This is a genomic window from Methylobacterium nodulans ORS 2060 (assembly GCF_000022085.1).
GTDB lineage: Bacteria > Pseudomonadota > Alphaproteobacteria > Rhizobiales > Beijerinckiaceae > Methylobacterium > Methylobacterium nodulans.
In genome coordinates, this window is sequence record NC_011894.1 from 7088879 (window position 1) to 7102432 (window position 13554).

Here is a 13554-nt window from a genome sequence, read left to right on the forward strand (position 1 = left end):
AATCCCCATGAACCGTCGCTCGCTGCTGGCGATGCTCGGGCTCGCGCCCGTGGCCGCCCCCGTCGCCCTGGCCGCCAAGCAGGCGGTCCACGAGACCACGCTGATCAGCTCCGCGGCCCACATCGAGAACCTGATGGTCGGCGGGTACGCCGGCGGCCTCTCGGACACCGTCATCGACGGCACCCGGATCAGCTGCAGCTCGATCCGAGCCGACCGGATCACCTGCGGCTCGCTCCCTGACGAAGACTTCATCGCCGGGGCGGTCCGCGCCGGCCGGATCCCCTGCGGCTCGATCACCCCCGGCCGCCTCTTCGAGACCCGCATTGACCCCTTCTGCACCGATCAGGACCGCCTGATTGGCGCGCTCAGCTTCGGCGCCTGACGCCGCCCCGCGCGGTCCGGGGATCCCGACCGCTCACACGAGGAGCCAGCATGGCCAGAACCCCTCAGAAACCGCCAATCGACCGCACCGCCCCGGATGCCCAGGTCACCCCGCCCCCGCTGCCGCCCCAGCCGGCGCCGCAGGACGCTCCGCAGGCCTCCGGCGACATGCCGATGCCGACGGTCGAGAACAACCCGCCCTGCCTGTTCAAGCCGGGCGCCGGCATCGGCACGGCCGACGTCCTTGAGATCACGCTCATGTACCTGCTCCAGCTCACCGGCAGCCCGGTGCAGGTCGAGCGGGGCGCCCTGCGGGCCATCGCGATGCAGCCGGAGCGCGTCGAGCAGCTCAGCGACAGCGCCCGCCGCTTCATGACCCCGCTGGGGCAGCACTAGGAGCCGATCGATGGCAACCCAGACCCTCACCCTCGACCTCAATGCCAACACGATCGCCCGCGGCACGCCCGTGGCGATCTTCCAGCGCGGCTTCGACGCCTTCACGATGCGCGGCCCGGTCACGATCCAGGGCAAGGACGGCACCTCCGCCCAGGGCGTGATCGTCTCCTCCGAGGTCGGGCGCCTCTACAACCTCTGCCAGCGCTTCATCGGGCAGAACGTGTTCGCCGCCCCCGCGGCCGCCGCGACGCCCGGCTACTACGCCCCGGAGGTGGCGCTGTTCGACGCGCTGGAGGCCGCCTACGGCCGCGAGGCGCTGCACCCGCTGGAGCCCTACACGGTGCTCCTCGTGAGCGTCCCGCCGACGACGGTGACGGCGCCGATGATGTACCCCAGCCCGACGCCGACCGCGTAAGGGGCCGCCGGTGGCCTACCCGACCTTCCCGACCCTCGGGATCGCGCCTTACGGGCCGGTCACCATCGGCTCGTCCAAGGAGGCGAAGGCGGCGGTGCTCACCGCCACCTTCGGCGACCGCTACAGCCAGCGCACGGGCGACGGCATCAACCCGCTGACGCGCGACTTCGGCTATCGCTCGATCCCGCTCGCCGCGGACCAGATCCGGCAGCTCGAAGATTTTTTGGTCAGCCGCAAGGGCTACCTGCCCTTCCTGTTCCAGGTCCCCTTCGAGCCGGCGCCGCGCCAGTTCATCTGCGACAGCTGGACGACCGACTACGGGGATCCGCTGCGCAGCACCCTGATGGCGATGTTCAAGGAGAATTTTGACCCATGACCTCGCCCAACGCCGCGATCCTGCGCGCGGGCCAGAGCCTCACGCCGGGCGATCTCGTCGCGCTGTTCATCATCGACCTGTCGCCGCTGCGGGTGAACCAGCAGTTCGCCTTCACGTCCGAGGCAGACCGGGCGCGCGGCCCGCTGAAATTCCGCGGCATCACCTACACCCCCCTCGACGTGAAGGCCGAGGGCTTCGAGCTGACCGGCCAGGGCGCCATGCCCCAGCCGAAGATCTCGGTCTCGAACGCGACCCGGCTGATGTCGAGCGCGACGCTGCTCTACCAAGACCTGATCGGCGCCAAGCTGATCCGCACGCGCACCTACGCGCAGTTTCTCGATGACGGCGAAACGCCCGACCCCGAGGCGGCCTACACCCAGGACATTTATCGGTTCGAGCAGAAGACCGAGCACTCGAAGCATCAGATCGTCTGGAACCTCGCGGCCGACATGGATCAGGAGGGCCGCGAGCTGCCCGGTCGGTTGGTCATCCGCGACATCTGCCTGTGGCCGTACCGCCGCTGGGATGAAGACGCCCAGGCGTTCGACTACAGCCACGTGAAGTGCCCCTACAACGGGGCCCAGTGCTACGACCGCTTTGGCAACCCGACCACGCCCGACAAGGACGAGCCGAGCCGGCACGTCGCCACCTGCTGCAAGGTCCGCTTCGGCGCCGACGCGCAGCTGCCCTTCGGAGGATTCCCGGGTGTCGCCAGGGTACGGGTCTAAGCTCGCCTTCGCCTTCGATGACGGGCTCTCCACCCGCTGGGCCGCCGCGGTCGAGGCGCACAAGCGCCACGCGCACGCGCACTGGCCCGCGGAGGCCGGCGGCGTCGTCCTCGAGGACGGCTCCTACCGCCCCCTCGCCAACGCCGCCGCCGACCCGCTGACCGAATTCGAGCCGGATCCGGGCGAGGTGGACACGGCCGCCTACGTCGCGGTGCTGCACTCGCACTGCTCGATCGAGGATCCGGAGACCGGCAAGATCATCCCGCCGCCGGACTGCCCCTCGGGCGCCGACATGGAAAGCCAGATGGCGACCGCGGTCCCGTGGGGCATCACGCTGGCCGCCTCCACGGGCGTGACGGACCCGTTCTGGTTCGGCGATCAGGTGCCCCGCGCCCCGCTGCTGGGTCGCCCGTTCCGGCATGGCGTCTGGGACTGCTACTCGCTGGGCCGGGATTGGCACCGCGAGGTCGCCGGCATCGAGATCCCCGACTTTGCGCGCGACCCGGACTGGTGGCTGCCGCGGGACGGCCAGCCCCAACTCGACCTGTATCGCGACGGCTTCGAGCGGGCGGGCTTCCGGCGCGTCGTGCGCGGCCCCGAAGGCCCGCTGCCGGGCGACTGCTTCCTGTGCCGCGTCCGCTCGCCCGTCTTCAACCATGGCGGGGTCTACCTCGGCGGCGGCCTGATCCTGCACCACCTGGCGCACCAGCTCTCCGGCCGCGACCCCGCCGCGGTCTGGCGGACCAAGCTCGATTTCCTCGTGCGCCACAAAGACCTGCCCGACGACTGGAGGCCCCCTGAATGATGCGGACCGTCCGCCTCTACGGCGCCCTGGCGGAAAAATTCGGCGCCTCCTTCCGGCTCGACGTGCGCTCGCTGGCCGAGGCGTGCCGCGCGCTCGGCGCCCAGATCCCGGGCTTTCGGCAGGCGATCGAGGAGGGCCGCTTCCGGGTCGTGTGCGGCAAGAGCCTGCGCGCGAAGCGGGCGCTGCACCTCGATCACGATCTGATCACCTTCGGCCTGCCGGCGGGCGACCTGCACATCGTCCCGGTGATCCGGGCGCGCAAGAGCGGCATGTCGATCGGCAAGATCATCGTCGGCACCCTGATCGCGGTCGCCACGTGGTGGATGGGCGGCCCGGCGTGGCTGATCGGCATGGGCGCCATGCTCGCCCTCCAGGGCGTCTCCGCGCTGCTCAGCCCGAAAAAGAAGAAGGAGAAGGAAAAGAAGTCGTACATGTTCCAGGGCGCCGACAACGTGTCGGAACAGGGGATTCCCGTGCCGCTCATCTATGGGCGCTGCATGGCCAACCCGATCACGATTTCGGCGGGCGTGACGACGGCCAACACCAACGGCCTGCCGACCGCGTCCGCGACCCCGACCGTGTAAGGACATCATGGATCGCATCGACGGTTTCGATCCCGCGGCGCGGGACGACGAGGCGCGCCCGGACGCGGCGCCGATCCGCGGACGCAAGTCGTCCAGCGGCGGCGGCAAGACCGGCGGCTCGGGCTCGAACGCACCCGACACCCTGTTCTCGAACGCCACGGTCCGCCTCGTGGACCTCATCGGCGAGGGCGAGATCAAGGGCGTCGTCGGCGGCCTGAAGGGCGTCTACTTCAATGACGTGCCGGTCCAGAACGAGGACGGCAGCTTCAATTACAAGGGCCTCTCGGCCGACTTCCGCACCGGCACGCCCGACCAGTCCTACATGCCCGGCTATCCCGATGTGGAGACGCCGCAGGACGTCGGGGTCACGGTCAAGCAGGCGGTCCCGCACACCGCCTCGATCAGCGACGGCGAGGCCGACCGCGCCCGCGTCATCATCGAGCTGCCGGCGCTCTTTCTGGCGAAAAACGACGGCTCGGTCCGCCAGAACAACGTCAGCTTCCGGATCGAGGCGCGCTATTCGGGCGGGCCGTGGGTGAACCAGCTCGGTGACCTCACCATCACCGGCAAGAACACCTCGCCCTACTTCGTGTCCTACGAGGTCGACCTGCCGCGCAATCCGGCCGGCTCCTCGCCGCCCTGGCAGGTGCGGGTCACGCGGCTGACCCCGGACACCGACGACTTCAACAACAGCCAGGACAAGTGGACGAGCCAGAGCGACCTGATCTTCTACTCGCTCACGGCGATCCAGGACGCGAAGTTCAGCTACCCGCACTCGGCGCTGGTCGGCCTGACCGCGGATGCGAGCCAGTTCGGCGCGTCCGTGCCGGCCCGGACCTATCTGGTCGAGGGCTTGCTGGTCAAAATTCCGAGCAACTACGACCCCGTCGCGCGCACCTACGCGGGCATCTGGGACGGCACCTTCAAGGAGGACTGGACCGATAACCCGGCCTGGGTCTTCCACGACCTGCTGTGGAACGACCGCTACGGGCTGGGCGAATTCATCGACATCGCCGCGATCGACAAGTGGACCCTGTACCAGATCGGCGCCTACTGCGACGTGCTGGTCTCGGACGGCAAGGGCGGCCAGGAGCCGCGCTTCCGCTTCAACGCCCAGATCACCCAGCTCGCGGACGCCTTCGATCTGCTCCAGCAGATCAGCGCGATCTGGCGCGGCATGGCCTACTGGTCCTCGGGCGCGGTCACGGCCACCCAGGACCGGCCCGACGACGTGCGCGCCCTGGTGACGCCGGCCAACGTGATCGACGGGCTGATCACCTACTCGTCCTCGGCGCGCAAGGCCCGCCACACCGTGGCGCTGGTGACCTGGAACGACCCGACCGACCTCTACAAGCCGCAGATCGAGGTGGTCGAGCACAACGAGGGCGTCGCCCGCTACGGCTACAACCCGACCAAGATCGACCTGCTCGGCTGCACCAGCCGCGGACAGGCCCACCGCGAGGGCCTGTGGCGGCTCCTGGTCGAGCAGTACGCGACCCAGACGGTGACCTACCGGGCCGGCCTCGATCATGCCGTGCGGCGCCCCGGCGACATCATCGCGATCGCCGACCCGCAGATCAGCAACATCGACGTCGGCGGGCGCGTGCTGGCGGGGGCGAACTGGACCGACATCCCGCTTGACCGCGCCGTCGAGCTGAAGGCGGGGGTCTCCTACACCCTGTCCATGCAGCTGCCGGACGGCAGCGTGCAGGAGCGCGCCCTCTCCAGCGTCTCGACGGATGAGGCCGGGCGCACCATCGCCCACACCGAGCCCTTCACGGCGGACGCCCAGCCCGGCGCGGTCTGGCAGATCACGGGCGAGATCGTCCCGCAGCTGTTTCGGATCGTCGGCATCAAGGAGGTCGAGCCGCACATCTACGAGATCCAGGCGCTCCAGCACGAGCCCTCGATCTATGCGGCGGTGGATGATGGCGCGGCCTTCGAGCCGCTGAAGGTCTCGGAATTCCCCGACATCGTCCTCGCCCCGACCAACCTCACGGTCCGCGAGTCGACCTACTTCGAGAACAACCTGCCGCGGCAGGCGCTGCTGCTGTCGTGGACGGCCGGGCAGCCCTTCAACTCGGTTGCCTACTACGTCACCGCGGTGAAGCCGAACGGCTCCCTGGTGACGCTGCCCAAGACGAGCTCCACCTCGGTGGAATTCCTCGATGCGGCGACCGGCGAGTGGACCTTCATCGTCCAGGCCGAGGGGCTGAACGGGCGCCTCTCGGACGCCGCCCAGATCACCTTCACGGTCCAGGGCTGGGAAGGGATCGCCGGCCCCACCGTGACCGGCTTGCAGGTCAAGGGCGGCGGCTCCGTCTTCACCGGGCGCAGCTGCACGCTGGAGTGGGGCCTGACCTGGCCGGCGGACGTCACGCCCTACGAGGTCGGCTACGCCTTCCGGGTCTTCGACGCGGACACCGACGCCTTCCTGCATCAGGAGATCATCACCGCCGCCCAGGCGACCTACGACTACGACGAGAACGTCAACGAGGGCGGCCCGCGCCGCCGGTTCAAGGTCTCGGTGGCCGCGCGCGACGCGATCGGCCGCGAGAGCCAGCCGGCGGTGCTGGTCGTGTCCAACCCACCGCCCGCCATGGTCGTCCCGACGCTGGACTGGACGACGGAGAGCATCGGCGTGTGGATGACCCCGCCGGCCGACACCGATCTGGCGGGCGTGCTGATCTGGCTGTCCAAGACGAACGGCTTCAACCCGGTGACCACGGCGCCGGCGGCCGATCTGGCGCCCACGGGCTTCACGCTGCTGCCGGCCGAAGCGGAGACGACCTACTACGTCCGGGTCGCCTTCTACGACAGCTTCGGCAAGAACCCGGCCGAGCTGAACATCTCGCCCCAGATCGAGATCCGCACCACCAACCTGCTGTTCGACGTCCAGGCGCCCGACATCCCGACCGGCCTCGCCCTGGCGACCGCGCTGGAGGTCTCGGCGACCGGCGTCGCCACCTCGCGCATCGACGCGACCTGGAATGCGGTCGGAAGCGACAATCTCGGCATCTACGAATTCGAGCTGACCGAGGGCGACGGGATCACCGCCCCCTCGTGGGTCCGCGACCGCTCCGACAAGGGTCAGCCGCGCTTCACGTGGCGCAACCTCAAGCCGGGCCAGCTCTACACGGCCCGCGTCCGGTCCGTGAACGCCCAGGGCATCGCGCCCTCGGGCTGGTCCGTCCCGGCCTCGATCGTCGCGGCCAAGAACCTGAACAAGCCCGGCGCGATCACCAACTTCGTCGCGGAGGCCACCTTCCAGGCGGCCTACCTGTCGTGGGCGAACCCGGCTGACCCGGACCTCGCCTACGTGGAGGTGTGGATCGGGACGCGCGACGACGGGGCGGACGCCACCCTGTTCGCCAAGGTGCCGGTCCCGCTGGCGTTCTTCACGGACACCACCCTCGGCATTGTTCAGGTCCGCAAGTATTGGGTGCGGCCGGTCAACAGCTCGGGCACGCCCGGCGACTTCGCCGGCCCGCGCACTGCAACCACGGCGGCTCTCCCGGCGGCGGCGCTCCAGAACGCCATCATCGACGCCACCAAGATCGCGTCCTCGCTCGTGGCGCCGGCCGCTGTCTCCAGCCTGCCGGATCCGGCGACCTGGACCGGCCCGGACCTCGCCTACAACGCGACGGACGGCAAGCTCTATCGGCGCGTCAACGGCCAGTGGACGGCGGGCGTGCCGACCGTGGACCTCGTCGGGGCGCTCACCACCGAGCAGCAGCAGGCCATCGACCTCGCCAAGCTATCCGGGACGCTGACCGAAGCCCAGATCGATCAGATCAGCGCCGCCAAGATCGTGGGCGATCTCGTCAATGCCCAGATCAGCATGGTCCAGGTTCAGGGCACTCTGACCGATGCCCAGCAGCGGTTGCTCGACCTCTCGAAGCTGTCCGGGCAACTCACTGCGCAGCAGTATAGCCAGATCGATGCCGCGAAGGTTGTCGGGGATCTGGTCAGTGCTCAGATCAGCATGCTTCAAGTTCAGGGCACGCTGACCGATGAGCAGCAGCGGCTACTTGATCTTGCGAAACTCGGCGGACAGCTCACCGAGCAGCAGTATAGTCAGATCGATGCGGCGAAGGTCGTTGGAAACCTCGCCAGCGCCCAAATCAGCATGCTCCAGGTGCAGGGCACGCTCACGGACGCGCAGCAGCAGGCCCTCAACCTCGCCCGGCTGGGCGGACAGATCCAGCGGACGCAGGTCTCGGACAACGCGATCGACACGCCCCAGCTCAACGCGGGCGCGGTCAAGACGGCGCAGCTCTACGCCGGAGCGGTCGTGGCCTCGAAGCTCGCCGTGGCGAGCCTAAACCTCGCGAGCAACGGCGGCCTTCAGCAGGGCACCTCTGGCTGGCTCGGTTCGGCCGGCGGCACGGGCATCACGCCGATCGTGGAGGGCGTCCGCACTGACTACGCCCCCGCTGGCATGCGGGTTTTTTCCACCCGCTACGACGACGGCAGCAAGCCGACCAGCGGCGTCTCCGAGATCGTCTACCGCAACCCGGATGCGGCCGGGATCGGGCAGCTCATCCGGATCACGCCCGGCGCGCCCTATGAGTTCAGCGCCTACATCTCGGCGCACCGCTGCACCGCCTACGTGTCGATCATCTGGTGGGACGCCAATAGCGCCTACATCACGGAAGTCGGCGGCAACATCGTCACCGACACCCAGTACGGCGCCGGCAGTGCCCTGAGTGAATGGGACAAGCACTCCCGCTCCTGGGTGATCGCCACCGCGCCGGCCAACGCCGCCTTCGCAGACATCCGTATCCGCTGGACCGGCTTCGGCACCCAGCCCTACTGCATGGCCGGCGGGTTGATGTTCGCCCAGGCGGTCGCGGGCCAGACCGAGCCGAGCCCGTATTCCGACGCGGGCGTCACCATGATCGAGGGCGGCCAGATCCGCACGCGCTCGATCGGCGCCGACAAGATCGTGGCCCGCGCCATCACCGCAGGCGAGATCGCCACCGGGACGATCACGGCCACGGAGATCGCCGGAGCCACCATCACGGGCGACAAGATCGCCGGCCGCACCATCACGGCCTCGCAGATCGCGACCGGGACGCTCACCGCCACCGAGCTGGCGGCGGGCTCGGTGACCACCTCGAAGCTCGCGGTCGCCAGCCTGAACCTCGCCATCAATGGCGACATGGGCAATCTCAACACCTTCGGCAATCCGGCCGCCTGGAGCAGCGACAGCTCCCAGATTGCCGGCGCCACCATGCTCCCCAGCGGGGTCGACTACATCTACTGCCCCGCCGGCATGCGGGCCATGAAGATCGCCGCCACCGCGGTTCCGACCAACCAGGGCTCGATCGGGCAGGTCTGGCTAAGCCGGGTCGAGACGGACGGCACCCTCTACCCCTTCTCTTGCCGCGCGGGCACGACCTACGAGGTCTCGGCCTATCTCTCGACGCACCGTTGCACGGGCTATGTCGGGCTGGTCTGGTACGACGCCAACCAAGCCTACATGGGCGAGAGCTGGGGCAGCCAGATCGTTAACTGGCAGGGCAGCATCTATAACCCCCAGTCGGACTGGGAGCTGCTGGGCCGCTCGAAGCTGATCGTCATCGCGCCGGCCGGCGCGGTCTATTGCCGGCCCTACGTCCGCTACGGCGGGACGTGGTATCCGGGGCAGGACATCCCCTACTGCTTCATCTCCGGCGTGATGCTGGCGGTTGCGGTGGCGGGGCAGACCGAGGTCTCGCCGTTCTCGCCGGCCGGGCTCACCACCATCAACGGCGCCTCGATCCGCACCAGCTCGATCGCGGCCGACAAGATCATCGCGAAGTCCATCACCGCAGGTCAGATCGCGACGGGAACGATCACCGCGACCGAGATTGCGGGCGGGACGATCACCGGGGACAGGATCGCCGGCAACACCATCACGGGCGGCAACATCAACGCGGGCACCCTGACCGCGCGAGAACTCGCGGCCGGCTCCATCACCGGCTACAAGCTCGCCATCAGCACGGGCAACTTCGCGTTCAACTCGGAGGGCAATCAGAGCACCCGCGGCTGGAGCGCCAGCGTCACCACCTGGGGCGCACCCATCTCCATGTTCGTGGACGCCTTCTGGATGCCATCCGGCATGACCGGCATCGGCGCGCATCCGTCCGATGGCGGCGCCCCGGCCGGCGGCTATTTCGACCTCGTCCACCAGACGGTGGATCCGGCGACCGGCAACCCGAAGAACTATCCCGTCCAGGGCGGCGCTTGGTATGAATTCTCGGCCTACGCCAACGCCCACCGCTGTGACGTCCAGTGCTACATCGGCTGGGCCGACAGCGCCGGCACCGTCATTTCCTACTCCAGCGGGCAGGTGATCCCGCAGGGGAGCCGCTCGGGTGGGACGATCCGCGACTTCCCGCGCTTCACCTGCATCACGCAGGCGCCGGGCAACGCGGCCTCCTGCTTCGTGATCTACCGCGGCATCAACTTCACCGGGGCCGACCCGTTCATCTTCGTGACCGGCACCATGTATGCCGGCGCGAATTCGAGCCAGACCGAGTGCTCGCCCTACGTCGCACCCGCGGTCACCAAGATCGACGGCGGCTCGGTCGTCACGAATTCGCTGAGTGCTGATCGCATCGTCGCAAGGTCAATCACCGCCGGCCAGATCGCGGTCGGCGCGATCACCGCAACCGAGATCGGGGGCTCGACCATCACGGGCGACCGCATCGCCGGTTCGACCATCACCGGAGACAAGATCCAGGTCCGCACCATCTCGGCCAGCAACCTCGTCGGCGGCACCATCACGGCCTACGAGATCGCCGTCCGCACCATCACGGCGTCCAACCTCGTGGGCGGAACGATCACAGCCTACGAGATCGCGAGCCGCACGATCACAGCGGACAAGCTCGTCGCCAACTCGATCACGGCGGGCGAAATCCAGGCCGGCGCCATCGGCGTGGACCAGCTCGCGGCGGGCGCGATCACGGCCGACAAGATCGGCGTCGGGCTCAACTCGACCAACCTGCTCTACAACTCGGACTTCAAGGCAGGTGCGGCCGGCGCGATGCCGCCGGGCGTTAGCGGTTGGGGATCGAGTGTCACGGTCAGCGCCCCCTATATCGGGCTCAACCAGTCGGGCCCGAGCTGGCAGCCGAATGGCATGGGCTCGCTCCAGATGTCCTGCGCCGGCACGCCACCGGCGGGCCAGATCATGGACGCCTATCTGGCCTACCCGCGCCAGGACGGCGGCTGGGAGGCCAAGTTCCCGGTCGTGGGCGGCAAGCGGTATGAGGTGTCCGGCTATGTGAGCGCCCACCGCTCGCAGGCCTATATCGTCGTGTCCTGGTATGACGCGGGCGGCAACTATCTCGGGGCTACGACGACGACCGTCGTTGAGAACCAGATGTCGACCGGCAACCTGAACGCCTGGGCGCGCTGCACCGGCATGGGCACCGCGCCGGGTGGCGCCGCGACGGCGACCGTCTCGTTGCGCATGAGCTTCAACGGTGGCGACGGCCCGTATAACTTCTGGTCTGGGATCTACTTCGCCCAGGCGAAGAACAACCAGACCCAATACTCGGACTGGGCGCCGGGCTCGGCGACCGTGATCTGGGGCGGCGTCATCGCGACCCGCTCGATCACCGCGGACCGGATCGCGGTGCGCTCCCTGACCGCAGACCTGATCGTGGGCGCCACCATCACGGGTTACGAGATCGCGGGCTCGACCATCACGGGCGCGCACATCCAGTCGAACTCGATCTATGCCGACAAGATCCAGGTCGGCGGCGGGCAGTCGCTCACGAGCTGGATGGGCTCGGACACCACCAAGATCAACGGCGGCGCGATCGAGGCCAACTCGATCCGGGTCAACACCCTGACGGTCGGCCTGCGCGGGGTCCGCACGGTCGGGCTGGACTTCTCGGTCGACAAGAACACCCGGACGATCTCGTGGACAGCGGGCTTCATCCTATGGATCGATGACGCCGGCAACAACGTGGCGAGCCAAGTCCCGGCGGGTACTGCCAACGGTGGCGCTACTTTCGTCTACGTCTGGTGGAACAAGTTCACTCCCAACCAGCTCAACGCCGCGGCCAACAACTGGAACGATATCTTTACCGACAAGAACACGATACTGCTGGCGTCCTATGACGGCTATGCCGGGCTGAACGTGCTCCTGGGCGGCACGATCATCGACGGCACCCGGATCAACACCGGCACCATCACCGCCAACCAGATCGCCGCCAACGCCATCCAGGCCAGCCACATCGCGGCCAACCAGATCCAGGCGAGCCACATCTCCGCCGGGCAGGTCACCGCCGACAAGATCGGCGCCGGGATGATGAACGCGGGCGCGATTCAGCTAGGCTCCACCCTGTTCGTCATGGAGACCTATCAGGGCTCTGGCTGGGGCCGCATCTTCGCGCGGGACAGCAACCAGACCCTGCGCGTGGCGGTCGGCTACATCGAAGATCTCTCCGGCGGCGGCTGGGGTCTCGCGATGTGGGATGCCGCCGGCAACCTCATCATCAACGGGACCGGGCTCAACGGCGGCGGCATCTGGGCGCGCTCGATCGCGGCGGACAAGCTCGTCGCGAACTCGATCACCGCCAACGAGCTGAGCACGGGCCAGCTCATCTCGCAGTCGGCCCAGATCGGTAACTTGGTTGTCGACAATCTCCAGGTCAACAACAACGCGATCACGCAGACGGTGTGGGGGCAGAGCGCGGGCGACGACATCTACTGCTGGATCAACATCCGACAGCCCAACACCCGGGTCGAGATCGGCATGTATTTTTCCGGCACGGGCGGGAGCGGCTATGCTCTCGGGACCGCTATCGGTGCGCTCGACGTCTACCGGAGCGACGGGCCTCATGTCCTGTCTGGCAACTGCGCCTACCACATAAACAGCACCAATAACTTGGTCTACATGGGGCCGACCTGCTACGTGACGGTCGATGTCGTCGCAAATCCTGGCGTCTACTGGTATCGTCTGGTCAACAGTAATGCCGCCAGGGCCAGCGGCACCACATTCATGAAGGTCACGGAGCTGTCGCGATGATGAGCGCTGATCCCGTTCCGGCCGGCGTGGAGGACGCCGCCAACCCGCTCCTCGTGGAGCAGGTCTCCTACGTGGCCTACGACGACACCGGACGGATTACCGTCCATGGCCGCATGGCCGGCGGCGTGCTCCAGATCGCCCGGCTCCAAGGCCACCGGATGCTGCCCGGCGAGGGCCAGCAGGCGACGCATTACGTCGACCTGTCCGGGGATGCGCCGGAGCTGCGCGAGCGCCCGGTGCTGGAGCTGCCGGCGAGCCTCACGGCCGCCGCTGGCGAGGAGGTGACGATCCCCGCCGTGCCGGCCGGCCCGCTCCGCTTCGCCGGCCCCTACAACGGGAGCATCGAGCACCCGGGCGGGGATCTGGCGATCGGCTTCTCGATCCCGGGCCGCTACACGCTGACCATCGAGCCGTTCCCCGCCCGGCGCGCGGCGATCACGCTGGAGGTGACGGCGTGATCCTCGGCCCGGACCTCACCACCCTGAAGGAAGCCGCCAAGAAGCGGGCGCAGAGCTACTTCGTGTCGATCGCCGAGAGCGATGGCGTCGAGCCGACCCTGCGGGCGATGTACGTCCTGAAGCTCCAGGAGGCCCGCCGGGTCCTGGCCGGCGGCGCCTCCGACATGATCCACGAGGAAGCTCAGATCCGGGGCATCTCGGATCTGGAGATGGCCCAGATGATCGATGCGATGGCGGCCGACTCGACCCGCCTGGAAATGGCGCGGATGCAGACCAACGTGGCGATCGACGCGGCCACCTCGGAGGCGGGCGTCCTGGCCATCCTCGCCCGCTTCGGCCTCACGCTGAGCCTCGACGCCGGGGCCGCTTAAGCCCGCCGCTTC

At 68.4% G+C, this 13554-nt stretch carries 10 protein-coding genes; all 10 read left to right on the forward strand.

Annotated features, from left to right (window positions below; all coding sequences use genetic code 11):
- Positions 1-7 precede the first annotated feature (7 nt).
- Genes MNOD_RS33115 through MNOD_RS33160 form a run of 10 tightly spaced genes read left to right on the forward strand, consistent with a single transcriptional unit; the run spans position 8 to position 13542 of the window.
- On the forward strand, positions 8-382 hold the full coding sequence (locus tag MNOD_RS33115; RefSeq protein WP_015933321.1) for a hypothetical protein: 375 nt from the start codon (positions 8-10) through the stop codon (positions 380-382).
- Positions 383-432: 50 nt separating this feature from the next.
- Complete coding sequence (locus MNOD_RS33120) at positions 433-777, forward strand: hypothetical protein (RefSeq protein ID WP_015933322.1); 345 nt, start codon at positions 433-435, stop codon at positions 775-777.
- A gap of 10 nt (positions 778-787) precedes the next feature.
- The gene (locus tag MNOD_RS33125; RefSeq protein ID WP_015933323.1) at positions 788-1192 is read left to right on the forward strand and encodes a hypothetical protein; all 405 of its coding nucleotides are present in this window, start codon (positions 788-790) and stop codon (positions 1190-1192) included.
- Between the two features lie 10 nt (positions 1193-1202).
- Complete coding sequence (locus MNOD_RS42020) at positions 1203-1568, forward strand: phage tail protein (RefSeq protein ID WP_015933324.1); 366 nt, start codon at positions 1203-1205, stop codon at positions 1566-1568.
- Positions 1565-2296: a phage minor tail protein L gene (locus MNOD_RS33135; RefSeq protein WP_015933325.1), complete on the forward strand. Its 732-nt coding sequence runs from the start codon at positions 1565-1567 to the stop codon at positions 2294-2296. The genes MNOD_RS42020 and MNOD_RS33135 overlap by 4 nt, the downstream gene beginning before the upstream one ends.
- Positions 2274-3101, forward strand: coding sequence for an NlpC/P60 family protein (locus MNOD_RS33140; protein WP_015933326.1), 828 nt, complete (start codon positions 2274-2276; stop codon positions 3099-3101). Before MNOD_RS33135 ends, MNOD_RS33140 begins: the two co-directional genes overlap by 23 nt.
- Complete coding sequence (locus tag MNOD_RS42025) at positions 3098-3685, forward strand: tail assembly protein (protein WP_015933327.1); 588 nt, start codon at positions 3098-3100, stop codon at positions 3683-3685. The genes MNOD_RS33140 and MNOD_RS42025 overlap by 4 nt, the downstream gene beginning before the upstream one ends.
- Before the next feature lie 7 nt (positions 3686-3692).
- Complete coding sequence (gene gpJ, locus MNOD_RS33150; RefSeq protein ID WP_015933328.1) at positions 3693-12713, forward strand: TipJ family phage tail tip protein; 9021 nt, start codon at positions 3693-3695, stop codon at positions 12711-12713.
- Positions 12710-13171, forward strand: a complete 462-nt coding sequence (locus MNOD_RS33155) for a hypothetical protein (protein ID WP_015933329.1) — start codon at positions 12710-12712, stop codon at positions 13169-13171. The genes gpJ and MNOD_RS33155 overlap by 4 nt, the downstream gene beginning before the upstream one ends.
- Positions 13168-13542, forward strand: coding sequence for a hypothetical protein (locus MNOD_RS33160; protein WP_015933330.1), 375 nt, complete (start codon positions 13168-13170; stop codon positions 13540-13542). The genes MNOD_RS33155 and MNOD_RS33160 overlap by 4 nt, the downstream gene beginning before the upstream one ends.
- Positions 13543-13554 lie beyond the last annotated feature (12 nt).